The following is a 20,372-nucleotide window of genomic DNA, read 5'->3' on the forward strand; positions in this document are numbered from 1 at the left end:
TAAAAGAAGGAGCCAAACCAGACCCATTCAACGCTTTTCATAAAACGGTTCAAATTCATTGCGTCCAGTGAAATTTGAACCAGCGGAACCGTATTACAATAAATCAAAGCTACTTCGATTTAAGCAGCGCATTTTGCTCGCTAATCAGTTTCTCAATATTTGAGAGCAGTTGAATATCCTTGGGAGTAACCACTTTTTGGTTCTGGGGATCCTCCGCCTGAGCTTTCAACTTGTTCATCGCTTTTATAACTACAAAAATGGTGAGCGCGATAAGTAAGAAATCGATGGATACTTCCAACAGCTCTCCATAGCCCACAGCTACCTCTTCGACTCCTTCCCGACCTTCACGTAACACATATTTTAAATTCGCCAGGTTGACGCTTTCAGTCATCAGAGACAGTGGCGGTGTCACTATTTTTTTGACGATTGTTGTTAGAATATTGCTGAATGCTGTGCCGATGACAATACCGACAGCCAGATCTACCATGTTGCCTTTGACGGCGAAGTTTTTGAATTCCTGAAATATGCTTTTCATAATAGTGTTAGAAGGTTGGCTGCGTGTAAGTTTATAAAAATCGGATCATTCCACGAAGCAGTACTTTATTCAAAAGGAAACGAAACAGAAGGTATATCAGAATCAAAGAATACTTACCGCCTCAAATTCAATGGCTGAGGTGCCTGAATATAGGCAAACAGGTCAACGATGGATTGATCATCCATTCCCATGAGCAGGCCAGGCGGCATGAGTGATACACCGGCATCTTCCATGCTCTCTATTCGCGCTTCTTCCAGAACGATGGGTTGACCTCCGATTGGGCGAATAACCACTACATGTTCATCCCTATCGACGATAAACCCTGCAAGAGTTTGACCGTCATCGGTACGAATAATATTAGTTTCAAATCCTTCACGTATCTCTGCGTTCGGATTCGTAATCGCGAGCAGTAAACTATGAAGGTCACTCCGTTGATAGCCCGTCAATTCAGGACCAACCACACCGCCTTCATTGTGCAAGATATGACACGCGCCACAACGAGCGAGGAAAAGTTCTCTTCCTTTGTGACGATCAGGATTTTCTCCATTCTTTAATAACTCCCGAAGCTGATTCATTTCTTCCGAGGTGTCAGAAGAAGTCTCTACGGAGTCAGACCAAATTTCGCTAATTAAAGAGTTCAATGATGAATCATCCAATCGCTTTAATCCATTCACTGCATCAATGGAGATTAAATCGGTTGCAATATTTCCATCCTTTACTGCGTTCACCCAGGTGCTCGCCCACTCGACCCGACTCATCAACAAAGTCTGAGCAGCGGATTGAACTTCGCCGCTAAAATTCGGATAACCATTACTTACAAATTGTCCGACAGATGGATCGTTGTATGCCCTGAGTGCAGACAAGGTTACTACGCGAAGAGGATCACTTTCACGATTCAACTGATTGAGCAGAGTCGGCAGCAACTCAGGAACCGGCACCTCTCCGATGGCTTCGATTACACGTCGAAGACTCTCCTCGTTGGCCGAAGCATTAGCCAGAAGCACTGCAGCTTCCCGTGCGACTGTCGGAATGCCCTGACGAATTTGCATCGCTAATGAACCTCCTCCCGCTTTGGCCACGGCATCCAAGAGTTCCTCTGGCAACCCAACCATTGACCTGCCACGATAGGCTTTCTCAAATCCTTCCAACAAAGAACTTTTGCTTTTTGCATCCGGGGCCAAATTAAGTAACCGCGCACTGATCCGTAAATAGTCCCTCGATCCTTCTGCAGCTAATCGTCGCATAAGAAATTCCAGAATCGGTTTTTGAACCATAGCCTCGTCAAACAAACGCCTTCCTTCAAACATACTGACGACTTGATTTGGATCGTTGGAAACAAACTCTTCCAAAGCCCACCACACAAGAAGCGGCATGTATGGATCCTCGGCATCCTCGTTGCGCTTTAGCAACTCGCGGACAATAGACAAACTGCCATGTAGTTTTTGTAGCCGTTTGGCGGTGGAGGACAATTGCTGTCGAACCTCCACATGCGGATCGCTGGCAGCCATATCCCTCATGGTACTCAATTCCCAATTCTCGGCAGTCCAGGCATCACCAATCAAGCGAACGGCCCATTTCCGCACATAGGGATCATCGTGCGATAAAGCAGTTTTTCGAACCGCGTTATCATATTGGCCTAGCAAATTTATGGCCCACAAAGCTTCCAGCGCTGTCTGACCGGTTTCTTCCCGTAACCAGGTTTTCAATACTGGAAGGATGGATGTATCCTGGCGTTCATTGATCAATCTTCTGGCAGTATCGCGGTACCATTTTCGCGCATCTTTTAGAAGGTCAGCCAGCTCCCTCGTCGAAAGAGCAGCCAGATTGATTCTCATCGGTTCGTAACCTTCTTTGGCACGAATCCGGTAAACCCGGCCGTCAGCCGCACTCATACGCCCAACGAAGTTTTCCATATGATTTATCTGCTGGTCGTACCAATCCGACACAAATACAGAACCATCCGGTCCCGTTTCGGCATACACCGGACGAAACCACCGGTCCTCGGAGTCCACCATCACATCGATTAATTCTGAGTGAAAGGTCGGGCCAATCGCAACCGGCCGGGATGCCAGAACACGCCCGATCAACGGATTTGCCGTAATAATAGTATCATCATAACGACCTGGTAGTGCTCCTTCGGAGTAAGTCATCAGATTGGTCGTCACACGCTGTGATCCTTTTTCTTCCACTCCGAAAAAATAGCCGTACGCATGCGGATTGGATAACTCGCCGTGCTTGGCAAAGTTCTTTTTATTATAGGAACCTTGCATGTAGTGGTAACCGAGTTTTCCACCTTCATTAGCACCGGCAAACAAACGGCCCTTGGAATCAAACTGGCAGCTCCAGATATTTCCTCCTCCTTCGGCGACTATCTCATAAACTCGATTCCCGGGATGATAACGCCACATTAATTGCCCAACACTTTTGATCGGAGGAGCGTCACTACCTTCCAGAGTAATTGAAGCCGTCACCGTCGATCCCTGTGCACCATAAAGCCAACCATCCGGTCCCCAGTTTAAACTGTTTGCGTAGGAGTGAGAATCCTCGAGTCCAAACCCCGTGATATGGACATCCGGTGGGCCATCCACCACATCGTCCTGATTAGCGTCTTTGTAGAATAATAGATATGGCGGCTGAAGAACCCAAACACCATCCCCAGCCCATGCCAATCCGGTAGCCATGTTTAATCCATCGAGAAAGATAGACACCTTATCGTAACTGCCATTCCCATTCGTATCCTCATGAATCGTTATTCTATCAGCACCAGGAACAAAATCCGGATGCCCGGGAGGAGCCGGAAAGGTGCTGTATACATTTCGCCAAAACTGATCGGTCGAAATAGCTTTCAATCCTGCCGGATGCGGGTACTGGCGGTATTGAATCATCCACATCCGCCCACGTTCATCGAAGCGCAAAAAAGAAGGTTGCTTGATGTCCGGTTCCGACGCGATGAGGTCAATCGCCAGACCTTCGGCCGGAGTTAGAAAGTCATGTGATTTTTCCGGAGGGAGCCCAGAATCACCCGCTTCCTTCGCGCGCGTTTCATGACCAGGTTGAGTTTGTGCGATAAGAGCCTTGCTCGCAAAAATTACTGCAATAAATAAACAGCATCCAAAGATCCTCATGGAATTATTCATTGTTCAGGGGATAAACAGGCAGCCATTGTGGGAGCAGCTAAAACAATGTTTGCACGAAAAACAATGGATAAACCTTATATCGGTGAAAGATTATTAGCACCCCATCGATAGAGCGATCATAGGTATACTCTAAACAAGTTATCTTCTTTCAGCTGCCGACTCTACCTCTGAGCTTAAGTATTTCCCATTGTCTTCCCCGGACCGGTTAAATTTAAAATTCAACCGCAACTTCACATTAATACCAACTTTGGTTCCATCGGGACCAAATGAAACAGGAATAGCTGCACCGACAATCCATTGACTCTCTGAATTGAAGGTAAATTTCCTTGGAACATGCCAAAGAATTCCTGGGCGAACCGAATAAAGATCTTCGTCACTTGAGCCCCATACCCGAGTTGTTGCATAAGCCGACTCGAAGGTATAATGAAAAGTACCTTGATCGATTACTACACCACCTGAAAGTCGCTGCCAGCTATCTCGCAGTTGATTCTTTTCAATCCGTCCAATGATATCTGTTTGAGAAATAATATCCGTGGTCAGTCCCCAAAATAAACGGAGCTCCGGGCGAGACTCCAAAGGCTTGGCGAACGATAAGGTACCTTCGCGGTGAATCAGCCCATCGGTAACCCCTGAAGCCGGATTTCCTATGGGCGCAGAGTAAGAGAGATCGATGGCTGAATCCCACCCGCGAAACAAGGAATTGGTGAGGTTGTATTTGGTTTCAATTTCGTAATCAGCCAATCCCAACTCATCAAACGGCGCCACATCCTTCAGACCATGTCCAAAGTATAAGCGAGTCATGGCCGAAATATCCCAATTTCTTGTAATCCCATAGGAGAATCCCAAATCATTTCGAATATGATGTCGTTTTTCAAAATCTCCCACATGCGGATGAAGGATAAGTTTGAAACTGTTTTTTTCTTCAGTTCCAGGGAGAATGCTATCGAATACACCCCGAACCCTCAACGAATCGTCTGAAATCTTACTTCCCTGGCGCTCATTAGTTGCAACCGCGAATTGAACTAGCAGGGTTGAAAACAAAACACCTGTTAAAGTTCCAAAGGAAAGGAATTTTAGGGACAGGCGTCTTGTAAAGTAATGAATCAAGGCAGTTCTGGATTTAATCCAAAGCTACTTTGATAGCATTAATGTTTCCTTAATTCATAAAGTTTATGTAAAATAGTGCTACTACCTGTAAGCTAATCTCTGATTTAATATCCTCAATTTAAGAAAAGCTGCAGGAGTTCAGCGCCCTCAACAAAACCAATAAAGAACTAGACGATCCTCATCGTCCTTCCTAGGGTTGTTTTTTTCACATCAATCCATCTAAACAAATGTTTCTCCTTACCAAGCCTTCGAAACTATTACTCGGCGTTTTCTGTATCCTGCTTCCTTTCGTATCCGCATGCTCAAAAGCAGAAGAAACGAAGAAGGTTCTTTTTGTGGCCGGCAAAATGAGTCACGGGTATAATTCCCATGAGCATAATGCTGGATCGCTACTCCTGGCCAAGGCATTGAATGAAAGTGATCTCGGAATAGAAGCCTCGGTATATTACAACAAAGACAATCCGGGTTGGACGATGGATGAAACGCTGCTCGAGGGAATCGACGCCGTGGTGATCTATTGCGATGGTGGCGTAAAACATCTGGCAAACGACCATGTCGGAGCAATTGGAGCACTCAATAACACGGGTGTTGGCGTAGGTTGTCTCCATTACGGGGTTGAAACCATAGACGGTGAACCAGGTGATGGATTTCTCCGCTGGATGGGTGGGTACTTTCAACTTGGCAAATCGGTCAACCCACACTGGGTAGCTCACTTTGAGAATTTCCCCGATCATCCCGTAGCCAACGGTGTTAAGCCTTTCCACATTCAGGATGAGTGGTATTTCAACATGCGATTCCGCGATAATATGGAAGGCGTTACTCCCATTCTTACCGCCATTCCGCCACTCGACGTAATTCCTGAAAAGGACCACCACCACAATTCTACCGCTGATGCTCGAGCTGCGGTTAAACGGCGCGATCCTCAACACATGATGTGGGTTTCTGAGAATGCCAATGGCAGCCGCGGCTTTGGTTTTACGGGCGGCCATTTCCACGACAACTGGCAGGACGATGATTTCAGGAAGGTGGTCCTCAACGCAGTTGCCTGGATAACTCATAAAAAAGTACCAGCGGGTGGAGTATCCTCCGCCACACCTACGACTGAGCAATTGAAACAAAACCAGGACTACGACGAAGACCTGAGCAAGATTCGTAAGGACAGATACGCTGAACACATCCGGAAATAATAGTTGGTGGTTCAGCGGTTCAACGGTTCAGCAGGTCAGCGGTTCAGCGGTTTGAATACCTATGAGTATTAAACGATTCGAAGACATTGAAGGCTGGCAATTGGCACGTCAACTTACTCAACAAGTTTACAAACAAACGAACAAGGAACCGTTCTCAAAGGATTTTGGATTGAAGGACCAGATCCAGCGAGCATCCGGTTCGATCATGCACAATATTGCAGAAGGATTTGATTCCGAATCTAATCCTGAATTCATTCGGTTTTTGAGATATTCAAAGTGCTCATGCAGTGAGGTTCAAAGCCAGTTGTATGTTGCTCTGGACAAAAAATACATTGCTCAACATGAATTTGATTCGCTTTATGAACAAGCTCGACGCACACGGGCAGCCATCAGAGGCTTTATCAACTACCTCACAAAACATGGGCAAAGCCAATCAAACAAAACCATTCAGAAAGAAGCCCAAGAATACAGCCCTTGACCCCATGAACCCGGAACCGATGAACCGTGAACCCTTGAACCCAATTTAACCTATTTAGACTCATGCCGCATATAAACGCAGGTAAAACGAAACCCGAATACGATGTCATCATTGTTGGCTCCGGCGCAGCTGGAGGCCAGACTGCTTACACTTTAGCCATGGAGGGCGTTAAAGTTCTCATGCTCGAAGCAGGACGTAACTACGACCCGGTGACTGAGACACCCATGTTTAATACGCCTGAGATGGCACCGTTACGTGGCCAAAGTACCCCGGGAAAACCATTTGGTTATTATGACGCCACAGTTGATGGAGGTTGGAAGGTTCCTGGTGAACCCTACACCAATGCCACGACTAAACCAGAAGAGGAATTCATGTGGTGGCGGGCCCGCATGCTGGGAGGTCGAACAAACCATTGGGGACGTATCTCGTTGCGCAATGGGCCCTATGATTTCAAGCCCTACTCACGGGACGGATTGGGATTTGATTGGCCCCTATCCTATGAAGATGTTGCTCCGTACTATGACCGGGTCGAATCGCTTATTGGGGTATACGGTTCAAACGAAGGGATGGAGAACACACCGAATTCTCCGGACGGCGTACTACTGCCGCCACCTAAAGCCAGAGCAGCAGAATTATATGCCCGCAAACACGCAAAAAAGATTGGAGTTCCAATTGTGCCCATTCACCGCGCTGTTTTAAGCACCACGCTGAATTCGAAAAAAATCCCTAAGAGCCTTCACCCGAACAATCCAAGAGCCCAGCAAATCCTGGCTCAGGAAATGGACCAACGTCTCGCCTGCTTCTGGGCTACCAGTTGTGGTCGTGGGTGCTCAACAAAAGCCAATTACCAATCGACCACGGTTCATTTGCCCCCTGCCCTGGCAACGGGAAACTTGGACATTATTACCAATGCCATGGTACGGGTCGTTGAAACCGATAGTTCAGGTAAAGCGACTGGTGTAAATTTTATCGAAAGAAACACCAAGAAAGATTTTAGCGTCAAAGGCCGTATAGTTGTTCTGGCGGCCAGCTCACTTGAGTCCGTACGTATCATGCTCAATTCTCAGAGTTTCCATCATCCCGATGGTGTGGGCAATTCAAGTGGTTTAGTTGGGAAGTACATTATGGATACGGTTGGGGCACGGGTATCAGGTCACGTTCCGGCACTTGAAGGCTTGCCTCCACACAATGAGGACGGCGCAGGTGGAGCACACGTCTATGCGCCTTGGTGGCTCTATCAGGAACAAGCAGCTGGGAAACTGGACTTCCCAAGAGGTTATCATATCGAAACAGGTGGCACCCGAGGAGAACCAAGTGTCGGATCTTTTAACGGACTGGAGCATTTGACTAAAGGCGCTTACGGGAAACGTCTCAAAGACGAGGCCCGCAGGTACTATGGTTCATTCGTGGGATACTCCGGTCGGGGTGAAATGATTCCAAACGAAAATTCATATGCTGAAATTGACCGGGAGGTAAAAGACAAATGGGGTATTCCAGTTCTCAAGTTTCACTGGCAATGGGCCGATCACGAAATCCGGCAAGCAGCCCACATGCATAAAATTTTTGCCGAAATTATTATTGAACAAGGAGGAACTGTCACCAGCACCCTCGATCCAACAGGAAAAAAGGGCATATACCGAGGTGGAGAAATTATCCACGAAGTTGGCGGAACCATCATGGGTGAAGATAAAAAGACCTCAGTGACCAACCAATATATGCAAACATGGGATGTGAAGAATCTGTTCATTACGGATGGTGGACCCTTCTGCTCCAATGCTGATAAAAATCCGACCCTCACAATCATGGCGCTGGCCTGGAGATCAGCCGATTACATGATGAACGAAATGAAGAAAGGAAACATTTAATGAAAGCCAACTTTTCCCACAATCGTATGGACAGAAGGTCCGCCTTAAAATGGATGTTGGCCGCATCTGCAACTGTCCACTTCCTGAACACTAAATCCTTTGGCCAGGAAACAGATCCTTTACTCAAAGGATTTGGCACTGATCCGGATTTGCTAAAAGGCGAAGTTCCTTGGGACCGAACAATGACCGCAGATCAATTACGGACGACTTCGACCTTATCTGACATCATCCTCCCGCATACAAGCGAAGAGTCTCCAAGTGCGACCGAAGTTCATGTACCCGATTTTATTGATGAATGGATCAGCGCACCCTACGACGAGCAACAAGAGGATGCTAAGATAATAATTGAAGGACTCGCCTGGCTCGACCGTGAATCGCAACGACGCTTTTCCCAGGACTTCTATCAATTAAATGAAACTCAGCAAACCAGCATCTGTGATGATATATGTTTTCAAGAAGAAGCCTTACCAGAATATCAAGTTGGGGCTCGTTTCTTTACAAAGTTTCGCAACCTGACCCTTGGAGGATATTACACAACCAACGTAGGCATGAAAGACGTCGGTTACGTAGGAAATGTTGCATTGGCCGCATTCGACGGCCCACCTCCGGAAGTGCTAAAGCAGCTCGGAATCGACAAAGCTCCCTGGTAAAGATTCTTTTTCCATTCGACATTGAATGGATAATAATTCCCGTTTTGGTCTTTGGAAAACGATTCATTGAATCGCAACCGGGTTCATTCCTCGAAGCTTGCTTCGTCGCTGACTTTTGCGATACATCAAGCCCCAAAGCGCGAAGCGATTGTTTGCCGTGATGCCTCGTTCCCGCTTCGGCAGTCGACGAAGTAGAGAGCTTGCTCCGCTGTGGAAAACAATGGGTGCAGATATTCAATCCAAAAAGGTTCACTGCGTTACAACAGAAGCTAACAATGCTTCTTGAATCCACAACGGAGTAAAGGAACAGAAAAATACACCTACAAATGAGGGTTAATTTCTGCAGTTAATTTTTCCAACTTTCTTGCCCTAAAAAAGTTCAGCTTTCCCTAATCGAAAAATTTATAAATCGAAAATTATTTTAGATCGACTTGGATTAGATTGACTCAAAGCCGCCTCTGAAATATTCCATAGTTCTCACTTTAGTTATCCAAAAGTGATGTCTTAAACCTCTACGGTCATGGATAGCTTCGAAACATACGAACTGGATTTCGGAACTTTCAAAAAATTTGATCGTTACATTCTTGGGATACCCAATAAATATTCGAATTTGGGTATACCCGAAGCAAGGAAAGTACACCGCATAATAGGATCACAATTCACTCAAAACTACGGCTATATAGGTGATCGAATAAACCATCACTCGGTCGACCCAACGGTATATCTTTATGTGGGTAAGGAAAGTCCGTTACTCAAATCAGTCGCCATTATCGTCTATTCAGAATCCTCAAGGACAATAGCAGAACTTGAAGAACAAGCCGCCAACACCGTGGCCTTTAATTTTGGTATTTTTGACGATTTGGAATCCGCGGTAGCATGGACGCTATCGGGTCTGGATAAGTTGGATCTAAAAGCAGAAGAAAATTAGACTGCCATCCAACAAACCAGAACAGACATGGAGACGATTATTTTAGACCCCGCATCGGATTTTCGTACCACAAAATATTTCGACTCCAGTGGCCGGCAATGAGCAGATCCAGATCGCCATCCCTATCCATATCAACAGCACGTGTGTCGTAGGAGCCCTGATTCTCCTCAATAAGGTGCTTGGTAAAGAATCCACGGCCATCGTTTTCGAACCAGGCAGCAATACTTTCCTCATGGCGGCCACAGCTAGCGATGTCGACATCGCCGTCTTGGTCAAAATCCTCAACGACAAGACTGTGTGGTCCGTAAATATCTGCGTCCACTTCTACTTGATGAAAGTCTGGTCCCATGAAAAGCAGAAGCCCATTTCCATGTCCACGGGAAGCAACCAGATCGACCACTCCATCGCGATTCACATCAGCAGGAATGATATTGGTCGCTCCAGGTTCGGATGCTGATAGAAGGTGTTTTTTCCAAACTTGTGTAGGATCACGAGGTTGCTCCCACCAGGCAAACCACTCTCCACCTTCAAAACCTTCGCCACCCTTGGCTCCACAGGAAATATCCGGACGACCATCGCCATTGATATCTCCGAAGCCCATATAATGATTTCCTCCGGGTGCATCCTTATCGGCAAAGACGTGACGTACCCACTCGCCGGATGCAGCGGGCGTTTCGAACCAGCATATTGATTCGTAAATCGTAGTAGCGCTTTCTTTTTGAAACGAATTGGCGATAAGATCCAATTTCCCGTCCTGGTTCACATCTCCGGTAATCAAACAATGGGTACCCTGAATTTCATCATCGATGGTGTGATACTTCCATGGTTTCCCTGAAAAGGGATCTTTCGGACACTCCAACCAAAAAGTAGTGTTATTAGATCCAACAAAATCCTGATCTCCATCACCGTCCACATCAAGTAGGCATGAGTGAATACACTGCGGCCGCGGTTTCCGCGACGAGTCACCTTCTTTGAATGCATGTATCGTCTGCCGTTTCCAATCGGGACCTTTCAAAAGAACAACATTCCCATCGAAGGTGCCAATTACGTCCATAAAGCCATCTCCGTCAAAATCGTTGGCAACCGCCGAATCCGTCTGCGTGCTTTCTACCTGCGATACTATGGTGTGCTTTTTCCAAATAGCTCCCGATTCGACTTGAGATCCATCCGTCGGCAACGCCTCCCATATCTTTACGTTGTCGTATGAAAGCGTTCCTTTATTTCCACGAGCCTTCAAGTTGAGCGAGGTTTTAAGTACATCAAAACGCCAGTGCTTTGCTTTTAAGGTAGGTCCTCCATCGATTTGCGCGATACACTGATCTCCAATCACTTCAATGAGCACGGTGTACCAACGGTCCTTTTCAATGGTCCAATCAGAGGTGGCAAGGGGCAGATCTTTGTCACCTATAATTTGAGAATGCCGATCCTTCTGTAATATTGTTCCAGCATTTATAGACGGAATCAGACGAGCAATATGACCTGTACCTCCCGCAGTCGTGCTGTTGTTAAATCCGATATGGGCAGCATTCAGTCCACCGGAAACCTTGAACGACATTTCCAGAATGCAATCCCGGGCAGCGACCTGTACTGTCATGCTCGGTGTAGCACCCGTGTGGTTGTCTCGACTCGCCTGAAACTCTGGCGTAGAGGGAATCCCAACAAAAGCGCCCTCCTCCACCGACCAACGTGTTCCGTGAAGCGCCTGCCATTCGGGCTTGACTGACCCCGAATTAAAATCGTCTTCGAAAAGTAATGATCCCTTCTGGCTATCGATGGGTTCGAGGGCAAAAGACTGAGAAACTAAAAACGTTAAAATCGACAATACCAGGAGAAGATAATATTTCATAATGTTACTGAATTCAAACACGGCACTGCGGGGACGCAGTAGCCCTACCACAGGAATCTAAAATTGATAGGCGATCGCACTGTGCCTTAACTAAACTTAATAGCGAAGACTGGTCCTCGCGATGCCGAATGTATTTTTTATTTCGCGTAATTCAGCGCCTTTCGTAGTTATTAATAATACCAATCATATCTCCTGAAACGCCTCACTCATCACAACAAGTTCCACCAGATCCCGTAGACCATTGCCACGCTCTTCCAGCTCTTCGCAGAGGGTTTGTAACGTCGCGCGATCCGTAAAAACAAGTTTTCTACCTAAGGCGTAAGACAGCATCTTTTCGGTGAGGCATTGTGTAAACTGGTCTTTCCGGCCCAAGAGAATGGTTTTAAGATCGGCCATATTGTTAAAACTCTCACCTGTAGGCAACTCGCCGGCGGTTTCGATCTTCCCAATTGGACGGCCTTGGTCATTGCGGTACTGACTTCGATAGGCGCCGATAGGATTGTAAATTTCCATGGCGAATCCAAGGGGATCGATTTTTCGGTGACACTCGGCACAAGTTTCTACTTTCCGATGTTTCTGGAGTTGTTCGCGAATCGTGGTCGCTCCCCTGATATCAGGTTCAAGAGGATCAACGTCAGGAGGCGGTGGCGAAGGTGGTGTTCCAAGAATATTCTCCAATATCCAGATGCCTCGAATAACCGGTGAGGTTTCCACACCATTGGAAGTAGCGGTCAACACACTGGCATGCCCGAGTACGCCACCGCGAACTTCACGATCGGCAAACTGAACCTTTCGGAAATGATCGCCCTGGATTCCTTCGAATCCATAAAGCTCGCCCAGGTAGCGGTTGACGAAGGTATAATCGGAATCGATAAACTCATCTATTGGCCTGTTGTTTGCCAGAAGGTCTTGAAAGTAGAGCCTTGTCTCCTCCTTCATTAGCGGTTCCAGAAAGCGGGTATGGTAAACATCAAACTTCCCGGTGTCCGGCGGCATTTCACCCAGTTTGTTTAAATGAAGCCAACCATCGGTAAAATGATCGGCCAAAGCCCGAGTATTTGAGTCGCCCAACATCCTCAACACCTGCCTTCTCAACTCATCTTGATCGCCGAGTTTTCCTTTGGCCGCTGCTGCAAACAACTCCTGATCCGGCATCGAGCTCCAGAGAAAATAGGATAAGCGTGAAGCCAGCGAAAATTGATCCAGATTATAGGGCAGATCCTTATCAGGTAAATCAAGATCCTTATCAACCGGAGCCTCAACATAGATAAAATTCGGGGACGCAAGTATCGCCGTAACCATGATTTTAAGGGCGTTAATCCTGGACTCACCGGCTTCAATCTGTCTGTTATAAAATGAAACATACCGCTCCCTTTCTTTGGCCAATAACGGTCTCCTAAAGGCACGGGATCCGAAGTTCATAATCACTTGTAGAGGATCGATCTTCTCAGGTGGATTTGGCTCTTTTCCGAAAATTGCCTGGTGACTGGCTGGTGGCCAACTTGGCGACTCGGGGCCGTGAATCTCCATTCCATAGAAGCGGATGCGTGGGCCCTCATACACATCAGATAAATAAACGGTCTGATTCTCACTCGGCTGTGCCGCAACTCCGTCGCGCCAGTTGGATGGAACCACATCCAGGTGATATTTCTCCGTTAGCCGCGAGAGTACTTGTTTGAAAGGTTGAGGCCCATTTGGATAGCGCACAATCGGCACAAAACCTTTATCCATCCAAACACGAAACTCGTAGGTCTTTACTTCATTATCTTCCAGTGGAACGGTGGCCAGCACTCGATCAGAATTATTATACTTACGCCCCGGGTATGCAATAGCGGGATCCGTGGCAAGCAACTGCATCTTGATCGGTTCCTCAGGATCGATTCGCAACATGGCAGGATCATATTTGTTAATCCGATTCACCCCTTCGGCCGTTATCCGAATCGTATAATACCCATCCTCCGGGGCACCCTTATACTTCGAGGCATACAAACGATCAGATTTCGCATCGCCATGACCAAAATCAATGTACTCGCCATTCACATTGATGGTAAACCAGATCTGCGGTCGAAAATGGAAAGTGCGATCCGTATAATCGTTGGGCTCGAGAAACACGGAAGTCACTTGAGGCGGCTTTCCAAAATTGACTGCTTTCTCCACGGTTGCAGTTGCAGCTTCGAGATACCGCTGAAGTAAGTAATCTGACAAGACCAGCTTGCCACCGATATTTTCAAAACCTTCCTCGCGTTCGTCTGCCGGAAAAAATTCTGTAGGATCGAATGAATCGACCTTGAGATGTAATAAATCCCGAATGGTGTTGAGATACTCATAGCGGTTCATCCGCCTCAATCGTGTTACCTCCTTCGCTTCGGTCACCAGAATCGAATCTTCGAGCTCCTCGGTAATCCAGGAAACCATTTCCTTAACAGCCTCCGCATCGGGCCGTGGTTCATCCTCCGGAGGCATGTCCCCAAGATTCAGCATATCGAGTACTTCCTCCCAGGCCCAAGCCGTATCCCGATCCTGAAAATCCAGGGTCAGACCATCCAATCGACGATCCCCCTTCTGTTTCTCGTCTCCATGGCATTTAATACAATGTTCTTTGAGGAAAGCGTGGGGGCTGATTTCTTGGGAATATCCCCAAACGGGAAACAATCCCAAGACTATCATTACCAGAGAAAACCTCACTGATAGGCAGGTAGGAGCTGCTTTAGCTGCGATACTCATTATCTGTCAGATCGCAGCTAAAGCAGCTCCTACAAATGGTTGATGAGATGGTATCATGATAAGCCAACCAACGTCCCACTACTCGTTCCAAAGTTGTCTATCTCCAGTCCGAATTTCTGTAACATCGACACATAAAGATTACAGGCCGGTGTTTGTTTATCACCCACCTTGGGATAGTCTTTATGTTCGCCATGTTTAAATCCGCCACCAGCAAGCATCAGTGGAAGATCACGATTCGAATGGGAGCTGGCATTTCCCATTCCACTTCCGAAAAGCACCATGGTTTTGTCCAGCAGCGAAGTTTCGTTTTCAACTTCGGTTCGTTTGAGCTCCTCGATGAATCGAGCAAGCTGTTTGGCATGGAAGGTCTCAATAATCGTAAGCTCTTTCAGACGCGAAGGATCCTGACCATGGTGCGTCAACGCGTGATATCCTTGAGTAACTCCCGGCAATCCCGAGTCGCCACTCCATCCATTTATTGAATAGGTCAACACCCGCGTGGAATCAGTCATCAAAGCCAACTTCATCAAATCGTAATACAAGGGAACCTCTTCGTAAAAATCCGTAGGCAGAGGTCGTGGAAACTGAAAATCAACATTGGGCTTTGGCTTGTTTAACCAGGCCTCCGACATTTGCAATCGCTTCTCCACTTCGCGCACCGAAGTAAAGTACTCATCGAGCTTTTCCAGATCATTGGCACCCAGTCGTTGTTGAAGATCTTGTGCGTCATCGCGAACAACATCCAGAATGCTGCTGTTCAGTTTATAGGAGCGTGCCAAACGACGCTTGTGCGCCAGATCGGTTTCCAGAAACAATGCGTCGAACATTTGTTGAAGATTCGATACAGCGGGAATACTGACTCCATTGCGCGTCCAGGACAGCCCATTGTCTCCACCACCGACGTTCAGTTGCATGGATTGATAACGTGTGGCTGTGCCAACGAATTCCGCCGCCTTTTGATCCATGGAAATATTACCCTCAGGCATGGACTTGGCCATGTCGGCACGAATGCCCGACAAGTAAGTATGCACCGCTTCATGGCCGCCTTTCATTCCAGGATGATCGAGATGAGAAAAAACAGTGAAATCGTTTTGTAAGCCTTTTAGGGGTTCGAGAAGGTACGGCAGCTCATAATTTCGGCCGGTTTTGTCCGGAAAAAATCCCTGAGGGTGCATGCCATATTGCAAACCGATGCAAACCATACGCATTGAATCAACCGCTTTCCCGGTAACTGATACGGCAGATAAGGGCCTGGAAAGAGACTCCAAAAACGGTAAAGCCACCAATGCTCCTGTCCCTCTTAAAAAGGCTCGTCGGTTAAATTGGGTTTGGGGAATTTTCATGGGGAAACGAATGATCATCTTTAATAACCAAGGTCGTCAAGTTTGCAACATCAGCTTAAGAAGTTACGGGTGAAAGGAAGGTTTAGAATTGAGCAAACTAAATACATCGTGACCTGTTTATCGAACAAAGAGCAAGAAAATCGATTGAACATTCAACCATTCCCCACTCTTGTTATCTCAATGCAATTTTTACAAAAAGAGTGGGTTTTATTAGGTATAGTAACGGTACTAGTCTTTGCAGGATGCAGTGAATCCACCAAGGACGAAAAGATCCGAGTTACACTGCTTCAAATCAATGACGTCTACGAAATTGAACCTGTTTCTGGCGGTAAGTTTGGAGGATTGGCCCGAGTAGCAACCCTTCGCAAAGAGCTTCTTAAAGAAAATCCAAATACCTTTACATTTATTGCCGGAGATTTTTTGAGTCCCTCAGCACTGGGAACAGCACAGGTTGAAGGCAAGGCACTCGACGGACAACAAATGGTAGCCGTGCTCAACGCGATGGGCATGGATTACGCGACCTTCGGCAACCACGAGTTTGATATAAAGGAAGAAGCCTTTTTTGAACGCATGGCGGAGTCCAGATTCACCTGGATTTCCAACAATGTATTTGGAGAAGATGGTAAACCATTCGAGGGAGTAAAATCACACGAGATATTAACCATTCCCGGATCGAACGGAAGCAACTTCAGACTAGGTGTTGTTGGCGTAACTATTGAAGAAAATAAGCCTGATTACGTTACTTTCGAAGATTCGTTTAAAAGCGTCCTAACAGCGGTTCACAAAATAGAAAAAGCCACGGACGCCATTGTGGCGATCACACACCTGGATTTTAGAGATGACATGTTCATTGCGAAAAATGTGCCTGAGATCGACTTAATCATTGGCGGGCACGATCACGAAAACATGTATTTTAAGAGTGGTGAAAATTATACACCGATAACGAAAGCGGATCTTAATGCTAAAACAGCTTTTGTGCATAAACTCACCTTCGACCCTCAAACGGATGCATTGGAGATTACTTCAACATTGGTGCAAATAGACGACTCAATCGAAGAAGATCCTCCGACAAAAGAAGTCGTCGAGGAATGGGTGCAAAGAGGATTTAATGGATTTCGAAAGTTAGGATTTAATCCAAGTGAAACGGTGGCTACGATTAACTTTGATTTCGATGGCCGGGAATCAAGCGTTCGATCCCAACCGACGAACCTTACCCGTCTTATTGCCGACGCGATGCTTCATGAAGCTAATGAAGTTGATTTCGCGTTCTTCAACGGCGGATCGATTCGTATTGATGATAAGCTAATGGCCGGTCCTGTTACCCAGTACGATATCATTCGCGTATTACCTTTTCCTGGAAAAGTTGTAACCGTGGGCATTCAAGGAAACATAGTAGAGAAAGCGTTGGATCAACTTAGAGGAAGTGTTGGCAACGGTGCATTTCTTCAAACCACAGCGAATGTGAATTTCGAAAACAATACGTGGACGATTAATGGGAATCCGATCGAAACGAATAAAATCTACCGAGCAGCCACTAACGACTTCATCGCAAATGGCAGACTATCTCCTCTCAATTATTTGAATATCAACCAACCTGATTCAGGAATCACTCTTATTGAAACGAACGGAGATGTTCGTATCGCAGTGATAAATGAATTGAAGCGAAAGTATTCTACTAACAACTAATTCTCGGGGCGAACTACCTCTTTGGAGCACTCCGTCCTGACTCCACATACCGGGTCAATTGTTTGCTCATACTCGCAACCAGTTTGGGATGGTCGGACAGCACATTAACTTTTTGTTGAGAATCTTTCTTGAGATTGAATAACTCACGAGTCTCCTCATGAGGTTCAACTCCGCGTTCTTTTCGAAACCACTCCGGCTCAGGGCTTACCATTCCGGTTTTTGAATCAATCAAAACCCAATTCCCTCTTCGCAATGCAAGTACACCATTGGAACCATGGTAAACCGTAGCTTGGCGAACCGGTTTCTCGAGAGCCTCTCCGAGGAAAACAGGTAGAATACTGTAACTGTCTTCCGCAGCTTCATTGGGTAGTTCCGCATCAACAATCGCTGCAGCAGTTGCCATGAAGTCAACCAGGGAGATGGTTTCATTGCTTACAGAACCAGCCTCAATCTTTCCAGGCCAGCGAACGATAAAAGGCACGCGGTTACCACCTTCCCAAAGATCACGCTTAACTCCTCTCCAATCCGACATACTGTAATGACCGGTTTCCTGAATGCGATCATAGGCAATATTCTCAGGGCCATTGTCCGCGGTAAATATGATAAGCGTATTATCCGCGACTCCGGCTTCATCGAGTGCATCGAGCATCTGACCGATGTGATGATCCAACTCGACCACGAAGTCGCCATACAGACCCGCCCCACTCTTTCCTAGAAATTCGTCGTTTGGAACAACAGGTTTGTGCGGGGCTATCGGAGCCCAATAGAGGAAGAACGGTTTATTTCCCTTGGCAGCACGTTTAATAAACTCTACTCCCTGTTCCCCGAAGCGTGGCAACATATGCTTGTGTTCGTACCCAGGTGTCCGGTACCCCCGATTGTTGTTTCCACCCATCAGATAAGCAGACTCATCACCGAGATCAAATTTCTCAGTGGGTTCGATCAAGGCTTTGTCATTTTCCGAGAAGGTCCATGCCGGCTTAGCCAACCCGTAGGAATAATCGAAACCTTGCTGCAACGCCCCTATCTTCTTAGGTCGCGACCAATCAATGTTTGCTGCTTCCACTTTTCCCGAAGGATCCTTCAGATTCCAGGTATGCCCCAAATGCCACTTGCCGATATGGGCAGTGTGGTAGCCGTTCTGTTGAAGCAATTCACCAACGGTGAGCCGCTACTGCTCGATGAGCGGCGGAGAGCTTTCATTTAAAACGCCTTTCTTCAATTCCGTCCGCCAGCAATAGCGTCCGGTTAAAACGGCATAGCGTGTCGGAGAGCACACTCCGGAAGGCGTATGCGCATCGGTAAATCGCATTCCTTCTTGCGCAAGTTTGTCCAGGTTTGGAGTCGGGATTTTAGATTCTGAACTATAACAACCAAGATCACCATAACCCAAATCATCTGCTAAAAAGAAAATGATGTTCGGTTGATCAGCCGACCATAACTGAATTGAGAATATCAGAAAAAAACAGGTCACAAGAAATTTAAAAGATAAACGAATCATAGTTTCTTTAGGAAAATACAGTATCCACTGCAGCACAAGCCTTCTACCAAGGGAAATAAGGCCAGAATCTAAAACCCGAAGCATTTGGGGGTGTAATTAAATGTGCGGGAGATCCGAGGTATTTTTGCCTCTTTTTGTTCAGACTCATCTGAAGCGAACCGCTCGGCGATCGGTCCCTACCCTGGATTTGTCTAACTTGGGTAGGGCGGTTTTGCCAAAACCGCCGTCAGGGATTTACCCCGTAGAAAGAATCGGACCATACTTTTCATCTCTCCGAAATTCATCCTTCCTCCCTACTCATTTTGTATTATAGTATGAAACAATGAATCGCCGCGACTTTATCATTTCAACCGCCGGAGCGGTCCTCGCCACACCTCTGGTTAGTCAAACGGTTTCGAAGAAATCAAAAATCCGGATCGGTCAAATCGGCACCAAACACGCCCATGCATCCGGAAAGATCCAGGCCGTGCTTTCACAACCTGAAAACTTCGATGTGGTCGGCGTAGTTGAACCCGATGAAGTGCGCAGAGTAGAAATGTCCAAAAACAATGCCTACCGTGATGTCACCTGGCTGTCCGAAGAGCAGCTATTGAATTCACCGGGGCTGCAAGCCGTCGCAATAGAAACTGAAGTAGCCGATCTTGTCTCCACTGCGGCTCGCGCAATTTCTGCCGGATTTCACATTCATCACGACAAACCGGGCGGAGACTCTTTTCCAGAATTCCGGGAATTGCTTAAACAAGCAGAAAGGGGAAATCGTATTGTGCAAATGGGTTACATGCTTCGCTATAATCCTGCTTTCCAATTCATGTACAGAGCAGTAAAAGACGGTTGGTTAGGTGAAATAATGGAAGTAGATTGCATGATGGGAAAACTAGCTTCTACCCAAACGCGTATAGACATCGGTCAATTTCCCGGAGGAGGAATGTTTGAACTGGGCGGACATGTAATCGATTCTATTATTCATATGCTGGGGAAACCCGATTCCGTAACACCCTACACGAGGAAAACGAAATCAGATGGAGTCGCTGACAATCAATTGGCAGTTCTCGAATTTGGGAAAGCCACCGCAACCGTCCGCATTAATCACAACGATCCATTCGGAAGTCCGCGCCGCCGTTTTCAGATATCTGGTGACAAAGGAAGTATCGAAATCCAACAACTTGAATCTGGAAATCTGACACTCTACCTGGATGAACCAAGAGGTATTTACAAACAGGGTGTTCAGGAGGTTAAACTACCTATTACAGGCGGCCGTTACGATGAGGAGTTTGCTGATCTCAGTAAAGTAATTCGGGGAGTTAAGAAACTTGCCTGGTCATACTCACATGATCTGAACACGCAGGAAGCATTGTTGCTGGCGTCCGACATGCCGGTCGGATAAG

14 protein-coding genes and 1 pseudogene are annotated in these 20,372 nt (G+C 46.7%); 7 read left to right on the plus strand and 8 right to left on the minus strand.

Annotation, left to right across the window (positions count from 1 at the left end; genetic code table 11):
* Positions 1-109 precede the first annotated feature (109 nt).
* The 3 genes from mscL to O3C43_04825 form a co-directional block, all read right to left on the minus strand.
* Entirely contained in the window at positions 110-535 is a 426-nt protein-coding gene (gene mscL / locus O3C43_04815; protein MDA1065805.1) for a large conductance mechanosensitive channel protein MscL, read from the minus strand.
* A gap of 113 nt (positions 536-648) precedes the next feature.
* Positions 649-3,672, minus strand: a complete 3,024-nt coding sequence (locus O3C43_04820; protein ID MDA1065806.1) for a dehydrogenase — start codon at positions 3,670-3,672, stop codon at positions 649-651.
* 138 nt (positions 3,673-3,810) lie between these two features.
* Positions 3,811-4,779, minus strand: coding sequence for a hypothetical protein (locus O3C43_04825; protein ID MDA1065807.1), 969 nt, complete (start codon positions 4,777-4,779; stop codon positions 3,811-3,813).
* A gap of 227 nt (positions 4,780-5,006) precedes the next feature.
* On the opposite strand from O3C43_04825, the gene O3C43_04830 reads away from it, so the two are divergent.
* The 5 genes from O3C43_04830 (at position 5,007) to O3C43_04850 (ending at position 9,887) form a co-directional block, all read left to right on the plus strand.
* Positions 5,007-5,966 (plus strand): ThuA domain-containing protein, encoded by a 960-nt coding sequence (locus O3C43_04830; GenBank protein ID MDA1065808.1) that lies wholly within the window; start codon positions 5,007-5,009, stop codon positions 5,964-5,966.
* Positions 5,967-6,027: 61 nt separating this feature from the next.
* Positions 6,028-6,444, plus strand: a complete 417-nt coding sequence (locus O3C43_04835) for a four helix bundle protein (GenBank protein ID MDA1065809.1) — start codon at positions 6,028-6,030, stop codon at positions 6,442-6,444.
* A 62-nt stretch (positions 6,445-6,506) separates the two neighbouring features.
* Positions 6,507-8,309 carry a GMC family oxidoreductase gene (locus O3C43_04840; protein MDA1065810.1) on the plus strand — a complete coding sequence of 601 codons (1,803 nt, stop codon included), beginning with the start codon at positions 6,507-6,509 and terminating at the stop codon, positions 8,307-8,309.
* On the plus strand, positions 8,309-8,959 hold the full coding sequence (locus O3C43_04845; GenBank protein MDA1065811.1) for a gluconate 2-dehydrogenase subunit 3 family protein: 651 nt from the start codon (positions 8,309-8,311) through the stop codon (positions 8,957-8,959). Before O3C43_04840 ends, O3C43_04845 begins: the two co-directional genes overlap by 1 nt.
* Before the next feature lie 520 nt (positions 8,960-9,479).
* A complete protein-coding gene (locus O3C43_04850) occupies positions 9,480-9,887 on the plus strand; it encodes a hypothetical protein (protein ID MDA1065812.1) in 408 nt (135 codons plus the stop codon).
* A 37-nt stretch (positions 9,888-9,924) separates the two neighbouring features.
* Here the strand turns inward: O3C43_04850 and O3C43_04855 are convergent, their stop codons facing one another.
* The 3 genes from O3C43_04855 to O3C43_04865 all read right to left on the minus strand — a co-directional run bounded on the left by O3C43_04855 (position 9,925) and on the right by O3C43_04865 (position 15,800).
* On the minus strand, positions 9,925-11,733 hold the full coding sequence (locus O3C43_04855) for a VCBS repeat-containing protein (protein MDA1065813.1): 1,809 nt from the start codon (positions 11,731-11,733) through the stop codon (positions 9,925-9,927).
* Between the two features lie 183 nt (positions 11,734-11,916).
* Entirely contained in the window at positions 11,917-14,457 is a 2,541-nt protein-coding gene (locus O3C43_04860) for a DUF1592 domain-containing protein (protein ID MDA1065814.1), read from the minus strand.
* A 53-nt stretch (positions 14,458-14,510) separates the two neighbouring features.
* Complete coding sequence (locus O3C43_04865; GenBank protein MDA1065815.1) at positions 14,511-15,800, minus strand: DUF1552 domain-containing protein; 1,290 nt, start codon at positions 15,798-15,800, stop codon at positions 14,511-14,513.
* A gap of 180 nt (positions 15,801-15,980) precedes the next feature.
* Between O3C43_04865 and O3C43_04870 the strand changes: the two genes are divergently transcribed.
* Positions 15,981-17,486 carry a bifunctional metallophosphatase/5'-nucleotidase gene (locus tag O3C43_04870; GenBank protein MDA1065816.1) on the plus strand — a complete coding sequence of 502 codons (1,506 nt, stop codon included), beginning with the start codon at positions 15,981-15,983 and terminating at the stop codon, positions 17,484-17,486.
* 13 nt (positions 17,487-17,499) lie between these two features.
* On the opposite strand, the gene O3C43_04875 is transcribed toward O3C43_04870, so the two are convergent.
* Together O3C43_04875 and O3C43_04880 are read right to left on the minus strand one after the other, a co-directional pair.
* Positions 17,500-17,889: a hypothetical protein gene (locus O3C43_04875; protein MDA1065817.1), complete on the minus strand. Its 390-nt coding sequence runs from the start codon at positions 17,887-17,889 to the stop codon at positions 17,500-17,502.
* Positions 17,875-18,987, minus strand: a pseudogene (locus O3C43_04880) (arylsulfatase). The gene O3C43_04875 and the pseudogene O3C43_04880 overlap by 15 nt, the downstream one beginning before the upstream one ends.
* Positions 18,988-19,309: 322 nt before the next feature.
* On the opposite strand from O3C43_04880, the gene O3C43_04885 reads away from it, so the two are divergent.
* Positions 19,310-20,371, plus strand: coding sequence for a Gfo/Idh/MocA family oxidoreductase (locus O3C43_04885; GenBank protein MDA1065818.1), 1,062 nt, complete (start codon positions 19,310-19,312; stop codon positions 20,369-20,371).
* Position 20,372 lies beyond the last annotated feature (1 nt).

Source organism: Verrucomicrobiota bacterium, assembly GCA_027622555.1.
Lineage (GTDB): Bacteria > Verrucomicrobiota > Verrucomicrobiia > Opitutales > UBA2995 > UBA2995.

Coding starts and splice junctions, on each gene's coding strand:
- mscL (MDA1065805.1), bottom strand. CDS start 535: ATGAAAAGCATATTTCAGGAATTCAAAAACTTCGCCGTCAAAGGCAAC.
- O3C43_04820 (MDA1065806.1), bottom strand. CDS start 3,672: ATGAATAATTCCATGAGGATCTTTGGATGCTGTTTATTTATTGCAGTA.
- O3C43_04830 (MDA1065808.1), top strand. CDS start 5,007: ATGTTTCTCCTTACCAAGCCTTCGAAACTATTACTCGGCGTTTTCTGT.
- O3C43_04835 (MDA1065809.1), top strand. CDS start 6,028: ATGAGTATTAAACGATTCGAAGACATTGAAGGCTGGCAATTGGCACGT.
- O3C43_04840 (MDA1065810.1), top strand. CDS start 6,507: ATGCCGCATATAAACGCAGGTAAAACGAAACCCGAATACGATGTCATC.
- O3C43_04845 (MDA1065811.1), top strand. CDS start 8,309: ATGAAAGCCAACTTTTCCCACAATCGTATGGACAGAAGGTCCGCCTTA.
- O3C43_04850 (MDA1065812.1), top strand. CDS start 9,480: ATGGATAGCTTCGAAACATACGAACTGGATTTCGGAACTTTCAAAAAA.
- O3C43_04855 (MDA1065813.1), bottom strand. CDS start 11,733: ATGAAATATTATCTTCTCCTGGTATTGTCGATTTTAACGTTTTTAGTT.
- O3C43_04860 (MDA1065814.1), bottom strand. CDS start 14,457: ATGAGTATCGCAGCTAAAGCAGCTCCTACCTGCCTATCAGTGAGGTTT.
- O3C43_04865 (MDA1065815.1), bottom strand. CDS start 15,800: ATGAAAATTCCCCAAACCCAATTTAACCGACGAGCCTTTTTAAGAGGG.
- O3C43_04870 (MDA1065816.1), top strand. CDS start 15,981: ATGCAATTTTTACAAAAAGAGTGGGTTTTATTAGGTATAGTAACGGTA.
- O3C43_04875 (MDA1065817.1), bottom strand. CDS start 17,889: ATGGCAACTGCTGCAGCGATTGTTGATGCGGAACTACCCAATGAAGCT.
- O3C43_04885 (MDA1065818.1), top strand. CDS start 19,310: ATGAATCGCCGCGACTTTATCATTTCAACCGCCGGAGCGGTCCTCGCC.